Source organism: Dietzia sp. Die43, from assembly GCF_024519835.1.
Taxonomy (GTDB): Bacteria; Actinomycetota; Actinomycetes; order Mycobacteriales; family Mycobacteriaceae; genus Dietzia; species Dietzia kunjamensis.
Genome location: NZ_JALJRF010000013.1, coordinates 90,063 through 105,942, shown reverse-complemented (window position 1 = coordinate 105,942; position 15,880 = coordinate 90,063). Strand labels below are relative to the sequence as shown.

Sequence of the window (15,880 nt, the reverse complement as noted above, 5' to 3'; positions counted from 1 at the left end):
CTAGTTGAAATGGCGATCACTGCGGCCCCGCCCGCACCAGAGCCCCCTCCTCTGGACCGATCTCCACCAGACGGCCCCTCGGAGGAGTCATGCGCATCCGGCACGCGGCGACCACACTGGTCGCACTCGCTGCCGCCTCCGTCTGCGCACTCGGCGCGACGGTGATCGTCCAGGACCGCGAAGATCAGACCCGCGAGTCCGAGCTACGCAGCTCGGCGTGGTCCGTCCAGGCGTCCACCGACTTCGGTACGACCTGGACCGCGCCCATCTCCTCCTACGGCGGCCACTTCCCCGTCCGCGTGGACACCGCAGGCCTGCGCAATCGCTCCGCCTACCAGCCCCTGACGCTGCGCACCACCGTCGACTCCCGGTCCGACGCCCACGTCGACATCGGCGAGGGCGCGCTGGTCGAAGGCGACCCCGAAACCGCGTCCCATGTACGGGTCCGGGCCGTCTCTGCCCGCGGCGGAGCATGCGCCGCGCCGGCGTTCGATCTCGACTCACCGAGCATCCTCGCCGGCGACAGTAACCGCCCGGTGCCGGTCGACGCGCCTACGGTCGACGAGCCGCTGGTCCTGCCCGGCGCCACCCGCACCACGCCCGGATCCCCGGTCACCGTGTGTCTCGAGCTGAGCATGGACGCGGCCGCCCCGGCCACCGACTCGATGCTCACGCTGGCCTGGCCCGTCGACATCGCCCGCGGCGACGCCGACTCCTAGCCGGCCCGGCGCAGCCCCCAGCCCGGCCCGGCCGAGCGCAGCCACCACCCCACCGCGCGCCGGCCCGACCCCGGACGCTCAGCGGCGCCCGGCGGCCTCGTCGTAGATCCGCGCATGGGCCGCGATGACACTCGTCGGATCAGCGCCCGCGACCCGCGGCGGGACGGCCCGAGGATTCTCCAACGCCGCCCGCACCGCCACCGCCACGGCGGACGGATCGCGGGGATCGTAGATCTCCCCGGAATGATCACCCGGATCGCAACGGTCGAACCACTGCTCCCGCAGGAACCCCACCGCCGGGAACACCGGCGACACGCCCAGATCGCGGCACAACTCCAACCAGGTGGAATGGGTGGCGAACCGGTACGGCAACACGCACACGTCGAGCGCGGCGAACTCGGGAAGCAACGGCGCCAGGTCCAGCGACTCGTACCTCACCAACCGCACCGACTCCCAGCCGCCCTCGGCCGCCAGCTCCGCCACCAGATGGTGCCCGCCGGCCTCGCGGTCCTCGCCGCACGCGTCGCGCCACGCCTGCGCCTCCACCACGATCCGCAGGTGCGCGCCCCGCCGCCCGTGGGCGACGGGCGCCAGCTGGTCCAGCAGCTCCGGGCCGTCGATGTTCTCGCCCATCCGCTCCAGCAACACCCCCACCACCACCGGATCGCCGGGACCGCGCAGGTGCTTGCCGGCGCGGATGGCGGAGGAGACCTCGTCCTCGTCCAGTAGCCGTGGGTGCGGCACGACCACCGGTTCGACGCCCCACCGCACCCACAGTTCGTGCGCCGCCACCTCGGTCAGCGTGACCACGGCAGCGGCGGCCTCGACCAGTGTGCCGGTGTGGTCGCGGTGCGGGAGTTCGTCCTCGTGGGACGGGTAGACGATGTCGTGGACGGTGAGCACCATCGGCACCCCGGCCCGCGCCAGGTGCTCCACCACCCCGTCCACGCTCTCGGGCTCGAGGTAGTCGTAACCGAAGTGCACGTGCGCCAGGTCGACAGTGCGCAGCGGGTCGCCGTCGCGATGAATCTCGCCCGACGCCTCGTGGCCGGGATCGAACTCCGCGGGAGTCACCGCCTCGGGCGGGGTCTGCCCGTTCACCACCCCGGGCCGGACGGGCACCAGCTCTACGTGCTCAGCGCCATCCAGGCCGGTGATACGGCGAACCGCGGGATGGGCGGCCGGCAGCACCGCCACCCGGACCCGGGAATGTTCACCCCGATCAGACATACGATCAATCTAGACCGTCACCCCAGACCGCGACGCAGGTCCTCTATGAGGTCGCCCGCGTGTTCCAGCCCCACGGACAGGCGGACCACGTTGTCGCCGATGCCCACCGCGGCGCGGGCCTCGGGCTCCATGGACGCATGCGTCGTCGTCGCGGGATGGGTCACCAGCGTCTTGGCGTCGCCGAGGTTGTTGGAGATGTCGATGACCTCCAACGAGTTCAGCAGAGAGAAGCACTCCTTCTTCCCGCGGCCGCCCTCGTCGTCGTCGTACTTCAACCCGAACGTCACCACCGACCCGCCGCCCGACATCTGTGCCCGCGCCAGCTCGTACTGGGGGTGCGACTCGAGCATCGGGTACGTCACCCACTCCACGGCCGGGTGGGACTCCAGGAACCGCGCCACCTCCAGCGCGTTGGCACTCATCCGCTCCACGCGCAGGCCCATGGTCTCCAGCCCCTTGAGCAGCACCCACGCGTTAAACGCGCTCATCCCGAACCCCGCGTGGCGCATGAGGTTCTGTACGGGCCCGGAGATGTACTCCTCGGTGCCCAGCACGGCGCCGCCGAGGACGCGGCCCTGGCCGTCGATGTGCTTGGTGGTGGAGTACACGACGATGTCCGCGCCCAGCTCGAGCGGCTTCTGGTGCAGGACGGTGGCGAAGACGTTGTCCACCACGACCTGCGCGCCGGCGGCGTGGGCGAGATCGCACACCGCGCGAACGTCGACCAGCTCCTGCATGGGGTTGGAGGGGGTCTCAAAGAAGACTGCGTCGGTGGGCTCGCTGAGCGCCTCGCGCCACTGGTCGAGGTCGGAGCCGTCGACGAACACCGTTTCCACGCCCCAGCGCGGCAGGATCTCGTTGCAGATCACGAAGCACGAGCCGAACAGCGCGCGCGAGGCCACCAGGCGCGACCCGTTCCCGCACAGCGCGGCCAGTGCCACGAACACCGCGGACATGCCGGAGCTGGTGGCGAAGCACGCCTCGGCGCCCTCGATCTGCCGCAGCCGCTCCTGGAACATCGCTACCGTCGGGTTGCCGTAACGGGAGTAGACGAAGCGCTTGAGGTCGCCGTTGAACGAGGCCTCGGCCGCCTCCGCCGAGGAGTACACGTAGCCGGAGTTGAGGAACATCGGCTCGGCGGTCTCCTCGAAGCCGGTGCGCATCTGCCCGGCCCGGACCCCCAGGGTGTCGGGGTGGAGACCGTCGGGGAGCTCGTTGTTTCTCATCGCTGCTTTCTTGTTGTGGTGCGTGGGTGATGCGGCTGGAGGCGTGGGACGTGCGGGCGTGGCGGGCCGGTCGTGGTGGCCCGGTCAGGACTGGCGCCAGGCCAGCCCCGCGACCTTCCAGCCGTTGACCGTGCCGCGGTGTCCGGCGGCGTCCGGGTCGCCCTCGAACCCCTCGGTCACGTTGTAGGCGGTGTGGTATCCGGCGGCGGTGGCCAGGCTCGCGGCGGCGGCCGACCGGCCACCACTGCGGCACAGGAACAACACCGGCGTCTCCGCGGCGACACCGGCCTCGCCGAGGTGCTCGACGAACCGCTCGTTGGGCTGACCCGCCGAGGTCATCCACTCGATGCCCAGCGTGCGCTTGCCCAGCGCCGACAGATCGGCGCCGCCGACCCACTGCCACTCGGCGCTGGTGCGGACGTCCACCAGCACGGCGTCGGGATCGGAGGCGAGCAGATCCCAGGCCTGGCGGGGCGATAGGTCCCCGGCGTAGTCGCTCATGGGTGTCGATTATGCTCCCCCGACGACCGATCGGCGGGGTCGAGGTACCCCGCTCGCTTTTCTGTGCGACGATCGCGACATGACGCCCGTCACAAAGACCCCGTTCCGTGTGGCCGTCGTGGGCTCCGGGCCGGCGGGGGTGTACGCCAGCGAGGCACTGCTGGACTGGAGTGACAACCGGGATCCCTCCGGACGCGGGATCGTGGTGGACCTCATCGACCGCCTGCCTGTCCCCTACGGGCTGCTGCGCCACGGCGTGGCCCCCGATCACCCCCGGATCAAGGGCATCGCCCGCACGCTGGAGGGGATCGCCGCCGATCCGCGCATCCGGTTCCTCGGCAACGTCGAGTTCGGCCGCGACCTCACCCTGGACGACGTGCACCGCTTCTACCACGCGGTCGTCTTCTCCACCGGTGCGCTCGCGGACCGTCGGCTCGGCATCCCGGGCGAGGATCTCGAGGGCTCGTACGGGGCCGCCGAGTTCGTGACCTGGTACGACGGCCACCCCGATGCGCACCCCGAGTGGGCGCTGACCGCCGAGCGTGCGGCCGTGGTGGGCGTCGGCAACGTCGCTCTGGACGTGGCGCGCATGCTGGTGCGCAGCCCCGAGCAGCTCGAGCCCACCGACATCCCCGAGCACGTCCGCGCCGGGTTCGGCACCAACACGACCCGGGTGGTGTCGGTGATCGGCCGCCGCGGTCCCGTCCATGCCAAGTTCACGCCCCTGGAACTGCGGGAGATGGCCAAGGTGGAGGGCGTCACCGTGGTGGTGGACCCGGCCGACCTGGAGTACGACGACGACGAGGCGCGCACCCTCCGCGACAGCGATCGCCGGGTCGGACAGGTGTGCACGCAACTCGAGAAATGGGCCGGGGCACAGCGTGAGGCCGGTCTGGGGACGGCGGATGAGGCCGAGGCCGCCGCCCTCACGGCCGGCGAGCGGGTGGTGCGGTTCCGCTTCCACCGGTCCCCGGTCGAGATCCTGGGTTCCGACGGCCGGGTGTCCGGGCTGCGTCTGGAGGTGACCGAGCCCGTCCCCGGACCCGAGGGCGTCGGCGGGCGGGTCCGCAGCAGCGGCCGGACGGAGGACCTGCAGGTCGAGGCGGTTTATCGCGCGGTCGGCTACCGCTCGGCCGCCCTGGAGGGCGTGCCCTTCGACGCCGATTCCGCGACCATCCCCAACGACTCCGGCCGGATCCTCGACTCGCCGGGCGGGGAGCACCTGCCGGGCCTGTTCACCGCGGGCTGGGTCAAGCGCGGCCCCTCCGGCGTGATCGGCACCAATCGCTCCTGCGCGGTGGAGACGGTCGGGCAGCTGGCCACCGAACTCGAGTCCGGAACCCTGCCCGAACCCGCCGAGCCGGACCCGCAGGCCGTGCGCGACCTGCTCGCCGACCGTGGCGTGGATCTCGTCGACGGCGACGCCTGGCTGGAGATCGACGCCCACGAGCGTGGGCTCGGCGAGGCGGCGGGCCGCGAACGCACCAAGCTGCCGGGCCGCGCGGAAATGCTGGAGGTCGCCCGCGCCTCCCGTTCCACCGCCCGCTGACCCTTCCCTCCCCTGTCGGATCCGCTCCACCGCCAGCCTCTGAGAAATCCGCTACTCGGATTCCCGATCCGCTACCCGAATCCGGGTAGCGGATCCGGAGACGGGGTAGCGGATTGTGCCGGGTTGGTTTTTCCGGCCGGGGCGGTCGATGCGGGGCGCTGTCGGTGTCGGGGATGCGGGGCGCTGCCGGTGTCGGGGATGCGGGGCGCTATCGCTATCGGGGTCAGCCCGTCTCCGCGACGAGCCGGCCGATCTCGTCCAGCGACACCGTGCCCGGGTCGAAGTAGCGGGAGTGGGCGCTGCGCACCGAGTCCGCGCCCGAGCCCGGCTCGGTGACGTCCACCGCGAGCCCACCGAACTCCCCGGTACCCGGGCGGCCGCCGAGCACGCCGGTGACCGACCACCACGGCACCGGATCCCAGCGCGAGGCGACGCCGACCACCTCGTCCTGCCCCGCCGCACGCGCGACGCCGGCCTCGTCGACCCGTTGACCGGCGAGCGACTCGACGCCCGCGCCGGGACTGCCGACGTGGATCATCCGGTCGGCTGCCAGCCCTCGCGGGTCCTCGGCTGCCGCCCCCAGGACCACCGAGCCGTAGCTGTATCCGACCGCGACATGGGGCGCGTCGTCGCCGTCCCTTCGCTCGACCGCGTCCAGTCCCGCCGCGAACGTCCGCAGGTCCGCGGCATGCGCTCGCGCCGGTGCCGTCGAGGAGCCGGCGGCCGTGACGTCGGCGGGCGCGTCGTAGCCCTGCCACGACACCGCGACGCAGGACTCGACAGCCGCACCGGGTGCGGAGTCGGCCGCACCGGGACCCGAGCCTGCCCCGTCAAGGCCCGATCGGGCCGCCTCACACATCGCCTCCACCCGCTCGCCGGTGCGATCGAGCGTTTCCAGCGACGACCCCGTTCCCGGGATGAGCGTGACCACCCGGTCGGCCGTGTCGGGGTCGGCGCTCGCGACCACCGCGCGACCGTCCGGGTGCAGGTCGAGGAGATGCCGTCGCGGGTCGGCCTCGAGATGTGCGGCCAGCGCCGACAGGGCCGGCGCGACACCGGCGAGCCCGCCTCCACCGACGCCGGTATCGGCCGCGTCGAGCAGTCGGCGCAATCGGGTCCGGTTGATCGCATCCCGTGTGGCCGACGACAGGCCGTCCGCCGATCCCAGCTCAGGGTGGTCACGGGCCAGCCTGGCCCGATCGGCGGGTCCCAGGCCGTGCCACAGTTCGGCGACCGCCCGGGGATCGTCGTCGGTCGATCCCGACAGGTCGATGCACGGCCGCGTCGCCGGGTCCGTGTGCCCGGCGAGATGGTCGGCAGCCTCCCGCAGCCGCACGGCGAGGCCGCGATCCGCCTCCTTCACGGCCGCTACATCTCCGGAGCCGGGCGCCGCGAGTTCGTCGTCGCTCCAGTTGATCACCGCCCGCGCCAGCCGCGCACCCTCGGCCCGCAGCACGTCGGCCACATAGAGACAGTTGCCGGAGAGCATCCTGGCCTCGGCGGCCGCATCAGCAGCGCGGCTGCGCGCCCGGGCCCCCGCCTGACCGGACCACCCGCTCTCGTCCATCGCGCCACCGACCACCGCGCCACCGTCCGCCACCCCCCCGACCATCGCGCCGCCCAGCCGGCGGGCGACCGTTTCGAGGTCCTCGGCCGACTCGGCGATCCGCCGGCCCACCGCCGCCGCCCGCGATTCGGCGTGGTCGATCGCCACCACCAGCGCCTCAGCCCGCTGCCCCGGCGACACCGCGGGCCACCTCCTCATCCGCCTCCACGAGGAGTCCGGCAGCCCGCGCCATCGCCTGCGCGATCCGCTGGCTATCCGCCTCGTGGTCGCGGGCGCGCCGGGCGAGCAGGGCCGCGCACTCGGCCAGCGCGGGACCGGTGAGCAGCGCCCCCGCGCCTCCCGCCGCCATGCCGGCAGCCGCCGCCGAGGCCTCCGCCAGCGCCGAGACCAGGCCCGCAGCACTGTCGACCGTGACCGCCCCCGCCTCGCGGACACGGGCCGCTTCGGCAGTCACCGCCACCTGTTCGAATGCCAGCAGCATCTCACCGAAAGCCCCCTGCCCCGCCATGACCCACGCTCCCCTCCGGCCCGGATGTGGCGGGCCGCTCGGGAGTCACGCTAGGGGCGGCACGCGTCGGGACGGGGTTCACCAAGACGGCCTGTGGATGGGGTCGACGACCATCCACAGGAAGGTCAGTCGAGGTCGGACTGTTCCTCGTAGCGACTGCCGTACATCCTCGCGAGGACGACTCCGGTGCCGACGAACGCCACGATCAGCGGGCCGGCCAGCCACAGACCCGGCAACCGGCCGTCGTCGGTCTGCGCGGCCCCGGTGATCCCCACCTGGACGCCGATGAGGGTCGCCAGCATCGCGGCCGTGATCAGCCACAGGTCCTCACGCATGAGCCGCTCGAACCGGCGCAGCCGTGGACCCGTCGCGGTCCACCACTGCTTGTTGGGGGCGTTGATCGACGACGGCCACCGCAGGACCATCAACGACATCAGCGGGAGTGGCAACGCGAACAGCAGCGGCCCGAGCACAGAGAACGCGAGCGCACCGCTCTTGCTCGACCAGCCGTCCGGTTCACCGCCCGAGCCGAAGTGCGTGGGCACCCGCTCCGGCAGGACTGTCACCTGCCAGGCCAGGACGCCCAGCCAGACGACCACCAGTCCGGTGATCAGCACCGTGATCCACCGCGCGGTGGGCTCGCGGGGCAGTTCGCGTGCGTCGTCCGCCGCGGACCTCGTCGTCGTCATCTGTCGGACCCCCGCGCCATACTCTCGGCCATGACGACCCTCCGCACCTACCTCACCACCGTCACACGCGACGCGGACTCACGGGCGCGCTCACGCGCGATCTCGACGTCCTCGCCGGTCGCGACGGCCACGCCCATCCGGCGGAACTCGCTGGCGGACGGCTTGCCGAACAGGCGGACATCGGACTCCGGCACGGCGAGCGCGCGGGCGACACCGGTGAAGCCGACACCCTCGACGGTCCCGTCGCCCTCGGTGCCGTCGCCCTCGGTGCCGTCCTCGCTGATTCCCGTGCCGCCGTAGATCACCGCGGACGCGCCCGGACTGGCCATGGTGGTGACCACCGGCAGGCCGAGGACCGCGCGCGCGTGCATCTCGAACTCACTGAGCACCTGGCTGCGCAACGTCACTAGGCCGGTGTCGTGGGGACGGGGGCTGACCTCGGAGAAGTAGACGTCGACGCCCTTGACGAACAGCTCCACGCCGAACACACCGACCCCGCCGAGCGCGCCCGTCACCCGCGCCGCCACCGACCGCGCCGAGTCGTAGGCGTCGCGGGTCATGGCCTGCGGCTGCCACGACTCGACGTAGTCGCCGCGCTCTTGGCGGTGGCCGATTGGCTCGCAGAAGTCGGTGCGGATCTGCCCCGTCTCCGGGTCGACGCTCCGGACGGTGAGCAGGGTGATCTCGTATTCGAAGTCGACGAACGACTCCACGATCACGCGCGCCCCCGCGACGCGGGCACCGGACTGCGCGTGGTTCCACGCCGTTTCCACGTCTTCGGGACCGTGGAGGGACGACTGTCCCTTGCCCGACGACGACATGGTGGGCTTGACCAGGCACGGGAACCCGATCCCGGAGCACGCCTCCTGCAGCTCCTCCAGCGAGGAGGCGAACGCGAAGCGGCTCGTCGGCAGTCCAAGCTCCTCGGCGGCGAGGCGGCGGATGCCCTCGCGGTCCATCGTCAGCTGCACAGCGCGGGCGGTGGGCGCGACGCGGGCGAGGCCGTCCTGTTCTATCTGCGCGAGCGCGGCTGTGGCGATCGCCTCGATCTCCGGCAGGATCACTGCGGGCTTCTCCAGCTCGACGACCCGGCGCACCTCATCGGCGTCGGTCATGTCGATGGTGTGCGAGCGGTGCGCGACCTGGTGGGCGGGGGCGCCCTCGTAACGATCAACCGCAATGACCTCCACGCCGAGACGCTGCAGCGCGATCGTCACCTCTTTGCCCAGCTCACCCGAGCCCAGGAGCATCACGCGGGTGGCGTCCGGCGTGCCGGGCGTGCCGAAGCGGTCCACGACGGGCGGGGAGAGGGGATCGTGAGCGGCGGTCATATCGTCCACGCTAGTAGACCTGCGGTGACCATCCTCTCCGGGCCGAACGAACGTCCGAGCCGCGGCACCAAGTGGTGCCGGGGCCCGGACGGTTACGTGAAGGGATGAGCCGAGATCACTCCACCGGTTCGAGCGGCGGAAGCTCGCCGGCGGCATCCCCGCCGCTGCCTCCGGGAATCAGGCCGTGATCTGGTCCTCGACGACCTGCGGATCGAAATCAAAATCGGTTTCCAGCGCTGCACGCGTGCCGCCCTCATTTACGGGGACGAAGAGGACGATACCGACCGCCGGGTCTCAGGCGCGAGAGCGGTCCAGCTGACATCCGCCCCGGCCTCAACCAGGACAGAGCAGCCCGGCTTACCGAACACGAACGGAAGAACGTTCTGAACAACGCTGTTCCCGGCCGCGGGATCGTCGAGCGACACTGCCGGAGCCCCCTCGTCGCCGGCGAGGAGGTGGGCCAGTCCACCGCCGGCCACGATTGCGGTGCGAGCATTCGGAGGACGCTCGAACAGAGTGCTACATAGCTCACATTCACCGGTTACGTGTGCAGCGCAAACGTCGATCGAGATAGCTTCCACGTTACTTTGCTGTTCGCACCGATCACTGGACGCCCATAGATCCCATTCCTGATCGCGACCACTTCGGCACCCGACCCCCAGGCCGGCACGACAGAAGACCCCGGAGGGGCTCGTCGCCCGAAGGCAATACCCTTCGGGGTCTTCTGACGGAGACACCACTTCGCGGTGGACCGGTCGATCACCGCCACATTTCAGGTCACTCGACGACGGGAGGCTCTACTTCACCGTCGGCAAGCGAGCCGAGGGCGCCTGCGCCGACCGCCACGCTGCCGCCCGAGATCGAACCTGCCGAGACGGGTTCGACAGATCCGCCCGGGATCTTTCCGTTGATCTGGTCGGCGACCACCTGCTTGTCGATGCCGAAGTTGGTGATCAATTCTGATTCCTGGGTGACGGTTCCGGCGATACAGAGCACCCCGGCGGCCGCAGGTGACTCGGGGACCTCCAGTGTCCAGGACACCGACTCGCCCGGCTCGATCACGACTGTCCGCGGCGGCGGATTCTCGGGGATCCACTCGAACATCAGTCCCACAACCTCCGTGGCGATGCTCTCCTCGATTGTGGGGTCATCGGCCTCCACGAATGGCTCTCCGTCTTCGTCGCCGAGCAGCAGAGAGACGTCGGGCCCGGCTTCGATCGCCTTGAGCAGTTCGAGACCCGCGGCCAGGTCGTCCGTGTCGTACCCCACGTCGAGATCCTTGTCGACGATTGTCGAATACGGAGCCGCGAAGCCCACACACTGGTCTGTTTCCGTCCCGACATTGGTATAGGTGACCGTGGGGCCGCCTGTCGCGTTGGGTGTGACAGTGACCGGGCCGTTCAGGGCCTTGGCGGCGATGGCCAGATCGCCGATAGCGTCACCGAGTCCCAGACCACTACTGGAGAGGGATCCGCGAGCTCCGGACTCGTCGGGTTCGGCGAACGCGGTTGCACCCCCCGTCGTGAAGGCGAGGAGTGCTGCGGCGGTAATCGCGGTGGCCGCACGGGAATGTATCTGCATAAAAATCCTCACGCGAAGAGCGCGGTGAAACTGACTCCGCACTAGACCTGATGACATCGGTTTGATGTCATGGGAAGTGTTACACATCACACTGGTTCGTAACACATATCACCGGATCTTCTCAGGTTTCGTCAGAATCGTCAGCTCCTGCGTACCGCACCGAACAGGTGCTGATGGCCCGAGCGTCCCGATTTTTTCGCGAGTGTTCGTATTCATCAACCTGGCAGGCTGGCTGAGCCCTCAAGGCGATACCGTGAGGGGAAGACCACACGAAAGGGCACTTCTGTGACCAGTTCCTCCACCGGCCCCTTGGCCGGCCTCCGCGTCGTCGAACTCAATGGCATCGGCCCCGGCCCCCACGCTTGCATGATGCTGGCGGACCTGGGCGCCGACGTCGTCACGGTCATGCGCCCCGGAGAGCTCGCCACCCAGGTCGGCGGCTGGGCGCACATCACCCGCCGCGGCCGGACCGTGGTGGAGGCCAATCTCAAGAGCGACGAGGGCCTGTCGCAGGTGCGCGGACTCATCGCCAAGGCGGACGTGCTGGTCGAGGGCTACCGCCCCGGGGTCACCGAGCGCATGGGCCTGGGACCCGACGAGTGCCTGGAGCTCAACCCGCGCCTGGTCTACGCCCGCATGACCGGCTGGGGCCAGCACGGCCCGCTCGCCCACACCGCCGGCCACGACCTCAACTACATCTCCCTGACCGGCCATCTCAACGCCACAGCCCGCAAGGGCGAGCGCCCGGTGCCGCCGCTCAACCTCGTCGGTGACTTCGGCGGCGGGTCGATGTTCCTCATCCAGGGCATCCTCGCAGCGATCGTCGAGCGCGCCACCTCGGGCAAGGGCCAGGTCATCGACGCCGCCATGACCGACGGCGCCTCGGTGCTGGGCCAGTTCCAGTGGGCTATGCGCGCCCGCGGCCAGTGGTCCGACGTCGCCGGGACCAACATGCTCGACACCGGGTACCCGTTCTACGACGTCTACACCTGCTCCGACGGCAAGTACATGGCCGTCGGGTGCCTCGAGCCGCAGTTCTACGCCGAGTTCGCCCGACTGTTGGGCATCGACGGCGAGGGGATGCCCGGCCAGTTCGACATGGACCGCTGGGAGGAGTTGCGCGAGATCATCGCCGGGAAGTTCGCCGAGAAGACCCGTGACGAGTGGGCCGAGCTGTTCTACGGCACCGACGCCTGCACCACGCCGGTGCTGACCTACACCGAGGCGCTGGACCACCCCCACAACGTCGCGAGGGAGACCTTCGTCGAGGTTGCCGGTGACCCCGGGCCCGCTCCGGCACCCCGCTTCTCCCGCACCCCGGCCCCCGCCGTTCCGGCGGAGCCGCCGCGCGAGGCCACCGCTATCGATCAGGTGTGGGCCTGACCTGTGGTCGATTCGACAACACTGTCGGACCCGGGCGCCGCAGGGGATGCTTCCCGCGGCCCCGGGGGCGCCCGCGTCGCCGGCACGGTCCTGGCAGTCAATCCGGCCTCCGCCGAACCACCTTTCCGCCAGCTGAAGAGCCAGATTGTCGAGGCCGTCAATAACGGTCAACTCACCACGGGCACCCGGTTGCCTCCGGTCCGCACCCTTGCCGCCGAGGTCGGTGTCGCGACCGCCACGGCCGCCAAGGTCTATCGCGAATTGGAGGAGGCCGGGGTCCTCGAGGGCCGGGGCCGCTCGGGGACCTTCGTCGCCGCTGCCGACCTGCCCGCCGCCGTGCTGGCCCGAGCCGCCGAGGAGTTCGCGAAGCGCGCGGTCGGCGCGGGCTTCGACGTCGATGAGGCCGTGGCTGCCGTCCGCAACGTCTTCAACCGACTGCGTTGAAGCCCCTCCGACCAACAGCGGACTAATTGCGCTTGAGGCTGCGGCTGAAGCTCAGCCACTGTGAACGTCGCTGACGCGCTGCAATTACGGGTTGCGATACAACGTGACCTTCAGCCGGACCGTGACGAGCGTTCATCTTGCCTACATAAACGGTGGAGTCGGCCGCTGAGTAGGTCACTCCATACCAGGTGAGTGGGTGAGACATCAGCCACGATGGTGAAGGCATGATCACCGACCACAGGGGCTGCGGACCGCGGGTCCCTCGCCGAGAAGGTGGGGGCCCGCGGCCGTCAGCTATGTCAGCTGAGTCAGTTGTTCGCGCCGATGGAGCCGAACACGTCGATCGCCTCGAGCAACTCAGCGATCATCTCGGACACATCCATCCCGGTGCCCGGGGTGTCGCTGTCGTCGTCACCGTCGTCGTCACCAGCAGATTCGAACGTGGCGGTCTCGATCTCGAAGTGGTCGCCGGCGATTCCCACCAGGACGTTGCCATCAAGTTCGACGTCCAGACAGAAGCTCACCGCGTGGGGCTCGGTTTCGGTCGTACCGGGGCCCGTCACCGGCAGCGTGCTGACCGGCCCATTGGCGCCGGCCAGAGAGACGAACCACCCCGAGTCCCCTCCTTCCGCTGTCGACGGGAGCCAGGTCACGTCAGTGGCGACCAGCCCCTCCTTATCGATTCTGCTCAGCTGCCCATCCACGTAGTCCTGGGACCCCAGGAATACCGTGCAGTAGAGGTCCAGTCCCGAGCGGTTGTCGTAGGAATAATGGAAGCCCCCCTCGGGTAGCGGGGACGGAAGAATCGTCAGTGTGCTCGGGCTGTCGACTATCGGGGCTGGGAGAAGGTCCGTCGGGTCGTCGTCGCCGTCGTCGAGGCCGGTCTGGCTGATTTCCACCTCGGTATAGGTGTTCTCGCCTGCGTACAGCGAGCAGAACGATACGCCCACGGGGTCAAAGGAATCGTCCGTGAGGATGCCCGCGGGTTCAACGTTCTCCGGATTCGCCGAGAGCGCCATCGAGGCACCATTGTCGATCCCTCCACCGTAGGTGCCGACGGTTCCGGCCCGGGTTGCATCCTCGAGCGCCGCCCGGAGATCTCCGTTGAGCACGCTGGACGAAGCCGGATCACTTTCAACGGCAGAGAATATCTCGCCGATCAGCGTGGGCTCCCCGACCAGCGCCACGCAGTGGAGACCACGACCCGACTCATTCTTGTACTGGACCGTCGTCTCGGTGCCGCGCCCGGTCACAGTGAGGACGCTAGGGCTGTCAAGGACGGCGACGCCTCCGGATCCCGGTGGGTAGGGGGCGGACAGCTCCACTTCTTGGTAATCGGCGCTCGAACACTGAGTGACGGCCACAGGCCATTCACCCGAGAAGTCATACTCGCTCGAGAAGTCTGCCACGACCGGGCCGGCCCCCTCGGCCGATACCGCGAATAGACTGCCGACCACTACCTTATCGTCCTGCGCTTCATCGAGCATCTCGACGAGATAGTCGGGAAACGGAGCACCCACCTCACCGAATGCAAAGTGATCGAAGAGGCCTGCCGCCACCTCCTCTGTCGTAACGAAGGCCAGGCAGTTCAAATCCTGTCCCGACTGGTTGTCGTACGACAAGAGCAGCTCACCGGCACCGTCGATCTCGACCTCGAGCACACTCGGACCGTCAACGACCCGCTCGACCGGAGCTGCCGATGCCGAACCGGCAACACCGACCAGGGTCGTACCCCCGAGTACCGCTGAGGCCGCTAGAACTCCGAGCCGTGTGGATAATCGCATGGTCCCTCCGAGTTTCTTGGCCCACAGGGCCTGCCAGTGGAAGTCCTCCGACCCCCGGACCAACCATGTCAACGGAGAAGCGAACGGCGCTGTCCCCCGAACGCACGATGTACATAACGAACTGGCATCTTTTCGCATCAGCTGCCACTTCAGTCTGCTTCGCCCCACCTGCGGCGGTGGTTCGATGTTCCCCATCCAGAACATTCTCGCCGCGATCATCGAGCGCTCCGCGTCCGGCAAGGAACAGGTTATCGACGCCGCCACGACCGACGACGCCTCGATGTTGGGACGGCTCCGGTGGACCATGCGCGCCCGCGGCGCTGCGTTGACCCGGGCCGCAGAGGAGTTCGCCGAGTGGTCGTCGGGCGCCGGCTTCGGGCTCGAGGAGGCCGTGGACGCGGTGCGCAACGCGTTCAAGATCCTGGGCTGATGGCCCGGCCACCAGCGAACGCACGCGCAACGCCCCGCCACCGTTCGCGGTGGCGGGGCGTTGTGCTCAGGTGCTCCGGTTATCAGCTACCGAGCGAACCCATGTCGAGCGATCCGAAGAGGCCGCCGGACTCGTAGGCGAAGGCGATCTCGTCACCACAGACTGCGGCCGCTCCCGCTCGGAAGTCCTCTGCGGGGCCATAGCTGCCGATACCGGACCACGTCACGGTTTCACCAGCGGGCACGGTAGCGACTGCAAGGGCGTTCTGCCCCAGCAAGTTCGCGGCGGCCCGCTCTTCCGCGACCGCAGCGTTTGCCTCGTCGAAGGAGGTCTCGTCATCGATCCCGTTCTCGATGGCGGAGATCACCTCGGCATTCGAAACACCGATTGTGCAGGTCAGCGCACCATCAGTGTTGTTGGTGATCTCACCGCCGACGGCCTCCGTGTCACCCGCGACGGTGAGCGTGACTCCGGCGGGCGCCGACGATCCCAGCGAACCGAGCGACTGTGCCTGGGCGACCCCCGCGCCGCCCAGAACTGCAGCGGCACCGAGCGCCGCGGTGGAAATGGAAGCACCAAGCTTGGTGGAAAGACGCATGGATTGATCCCCCTTGCGTTGTGAAACAGCGGCCGAATCTCGGCCACGCTGACCGATGCTAACCGCATTAACACATCGTGTGAATCACCTTGGCGCCTTAAAGTTCTGAGTCCTTTTTGTCGGAGGGCGGCGACACCGGACGAGTTTCGCGACATTTCAACGTTCCAGGCGTCGTCCCCCGCAGCAGCCTGGCGCAAAACGCTGAAGCTCAGGATCGACGCTTGAGATAAGTCCATGACCCACACCCGCGGCACCAAGGCCGCCGCTGCGATGACCTTGGAGACCTCCGCTCCTGTCACCGTCGTCCCAGCTCAGGCGGCGCCCGTCCCCACCAGCGCGG

Annotated in this window: 15 protein-coding genes; 5 read left to right on the top strand and 10 right to left on the bottom strand. The window is 69.4% G+C overall.

The window, feature by feature from the left end; all coding sequences use genetic code 11:
- Positions 1–89 precede the first annotated feature (89 nt).
- The gene (locus NR111_RS12475; RefSeq protein WP_256820950.1) at positions 90–719 is read left to right on the top strand and encodes a hypothetical protein; all 630 of its coding nucleotides are present in this window, start codon (positions 90–92) and stop codon (positions 717–719) included.
- A 78-nt stretch (positions 720–797) separates the two neighbouring features.
- Here NR111_RS12475 and NR111_RS12470 read toward each other — a convergent pair whose 3' ends face one another.
- The 3 genes from NR111_RS12470 to NR111_RS12460 form a co-directional block, all read right to left on the bottom strand.
- Entirely contained in the window at positions 798–1,949 is a 1,152-nt protein-coding gene (locus NR111_RS12470) for a hypothetical protein (RefSeq protein ID WP_256820949.1), read from the bottom strand.
- Positions 1,950–1,966: 17 nt separating this feature from the next.
- Positions 1,967–3,175, bottom strand: coding sequence for an O-succinylhomoserine sulfhydrylase (locus tag NR111_RS12465; RefSeq protein WP_256820948.1), 1,209 nt, complete (start codon positions 3,173–3,175; stop codon positions 1,967–1,969).
- Between the two features lie 84 nt (positions 3,176–3,259).
- On the bottom strand, positions 3,260–3,676 hold the full coding sequence (locus NR111_RS12460) for a rhodanese-like domain-containing protein (protein WP_256820947.1): 417 nt from the start codon (positions 3,674–3,676) through the stop codon (positions 3,260–3,262).
- Positions 3,677–3,755: 79 nt separating this feature from the next.
- On the opposite strand from NR111_RS12460, the gene NR111_RS12455 reads away from it, so the two are divergent.
- Complete coding sequence (locus tag NR111_RS12455; RefSeq protein ID WP_256820946.1) at positions 3,756–5,225, top strand: FAD-dependent oxidoreductase; 1,470 nt, start codon at positions 3,756–3,758, stop codon at positions 5,223–5,225.
- 223 nt (positions 5,226–5,448) lie between these two features.
- Here the strand turns inward: NR111_RS12455 and NR111_RS12450 are convergent, their stop codons facing one another.
- From NR111_RS12450 to NR111_RS12430, 5 genes are all read right to left on the bottom strand, one after another.
- A complete protein-coding gene (locus tag NR111_RS12450) occupies positions 5,449–6,972 on the bottom strand; it encodes an alpha/beta hydrolase (protein ID WP_256820945.1) in 1,524 nt (507 codons plus the stop codon).
- Positions 6,950–7,300 (bottom strand): hypothetical protein, encoded by a 351-nt coding sequence (locus tag NR111_RS12445; protein ID WP_256820944.1) that lies wholly within the window; start codon positions 7,298–7,300, stop codon positions 6,950–6,952. The genes NR111_RS12450 and NR111_RS12445 overlap by 23 nt, the downstream gene beginning before the upstream one ends.
- 125 nt (positions 7,301–7,425) lie before the next feature.
- Positions 7,426–7,989 carry a DUF1648 domain-containing protein gene (locus tag NR111_RS12440; protein ID WP_256820943.1) on the bottom strand — a complete coding sequence of 188 codons (564 nt, stop codon included), beginning with the start codon at positions 7,987–7,989 and terminating at the stop codon, positions 7,426–7,428.
- A gap of 47 nt (positions 7,990–8,036) precedes the next feature.
- On the bottom strand, positions 8,037–9,320 hold the full coding sequence (purT, locus tag NR111_RS12435; RefSeq protein ID WP_256820942.1) for a formate-dependent phosphoribosylglycinamide formyltransferase: 1,284 nt from the start codon (positions 9,318–9,320) through the stop codon (positions 8,037–8,039).
- A gap of 777 nt (positions 9,321–10,097) precedes the next feature.
- Positions 10,098–10,988, bottom strand: coding sequence for a hypothetical protein (locus NR111_RS12430; protein WP_256820941.1), 891 nt, complete (start codon positions 10,986–10,988; stop codon positions 10,098–10,100).
- A gap of 198 nt (positions 10,989–11,186) precedes the next feature.
- Here NR111_RS12430 and NR111_RS12425 point away from each other — a divergent pair, with 198 nt between their 5' ends.
- Together NR111_RS12425 and NR111_RS12420 are read left to right on the top strand one after the other, a co-directional pair.
- Positions 11,187–12,284, top strand: coding sequence for a CaiB/BaiF CoA-transferase family protein (locus NR111_RS12425; RefSeq protein ID WP_256820940.1), 1,098 nt, complete (start codon positions 11,187–11,189; stop codon positions 12,282–12,284).
- 3 nt (positions 12,285–12,287) lie between these two features.
- Positions 12,288–12,728 carry a GntR family transcriptional regulator gene (locus tag NR111_RS12420; protein WP_256820939.1) on the top strand — a complete coding sequence of 147 codons (441 nt, stop codon included), beginning with the start codon at positions 12,288–12,290 and terminating at the stop codon, positions 12,726–12,728.
- Positions 12,729–13,036: 308 nt separating this feature from the next.
- Here the strand turns inward: NR111_RS12420 and NR111_RS12415 are convergent, their stop codons facing one another.
- Entirely contained in the window at positions 13,037–14,389 is a 1,353-nt protein-coding gene (locus NR111_RS12415) for a hypothetical protein (RefSeq protein ID WP_256820938.1), read from the bottom strand.
- Positions 14,390–14,696: 307 nt separating this feature from the next.
- On the opposite strand from NR111_RS12415, the gene NR111_RS12410 reads away from it, so the two are divergent.
- Positions 14,697–14,942, top strand: coding sequence for a hypothetical protein (locus NR111_RS12410; protein WP_240341380.1), 246 nt, complete (start codon positions 14,697–14,699; stop codon positions 14,940–14,942).
- Between the two features lie 82 nt (positions 14,943–15,024).
- On the opposite strand, the gene NR111_RS12405 is transcribed toward NR111_RS12410, so the two are convergent.
- Complete coding sequence (locus NR111_RS12405) at positions 15,025–15,540, bottom strand: hypothetical protein (RefSeq protein ID WP_256820937.1); 516 nt, start codon at positions 15,538–15,540, stop codon at positions 15,025–15,027.
- Positions 15,541–15,880 lie beyond the last annotated feature (340 nt).

Excerpts from the sequence above, each read along its gene's own strand:
- NR111_RS12430 (WP_256820941.1), bottom strand. The coding sequence starts at position 10,988 with ATGTGTAACACTTCCCATGACATCAAACCGATGTCATCAGGTCTAGTG.
- NR111_RS12410 (WP_240341380.1), top strand. The coding sequence starts at position 14,697 with ATGTTCCCCATCCAGAACATTCTCGCCGCGATCATCGAGCGCTCCGCG.
- NR111_RS12405 (WP_256820937.1), bottom strand. The coding sequence starts at position 15,540 with ATGCGTCTTTCCACCAAGCTTGGTGCTTCCATTTCCACCGCGGCGCTC.
- purT (WP_256820942.1), bottom strand. The coding sequence starts at position 9,320 with ATGACCGCCGCTCACGATCCCCTCTCCCCGCCCGTCGTGGACCGCTTC.
- NR111_RS12470 (WP_256820949.1), bottom strand. The coding sequence starts at position 1,949 with ATGTCTGATCGGGGTGAACATTCCCGGGTCCGGGTGGCGGTGCTGCCG.
- NR111_RS12445 (WP_256820944.1), bottom strand. The coding sequence starts at position 7,300 with ATGGCGGGGCAGGGGGCTTTCGGTGAGATGCTGCTGGCATTCGAACAG.
- NR111_RS12475 (WP_256820950.1), top strand. The coding sequence starts at position 90 with ATGCGCATCCGGCACGCGGCGACCACACTGGTCGCACTCGCTGCCGCC.
- NR111_RS12440 (WP_256820943.1), bottom strand. The coding sequence starts at position 7,989 with ATGACGACGACGAGGTCCGCGGCGGACGACGCACGCGAACTGCCCCGC.
- NR111_RS12465 (WP_256820948.1), bottom strand. The coding sequence starts at position 3,175 with ATGAGAAACAACGAGCTCCCCGACGGTCTCCACCCCGACACCCTGGGG.
- NR111_RS12460 (WP_256820947.1), bottom strand. The coding sequence starts at position 3,676 with ATGAGCGACTACGCCGGGGACCTATCGCCCCGCCAGGCCTGGGATCTG.
- NR111_RS12455 (WP_256820946.1), top strand. The coding sequence starts at position 3,756 with ATGACGCCCGTCACAAAGACCCCGTTCCGTGTGGCCGTCGTGGGCTCC.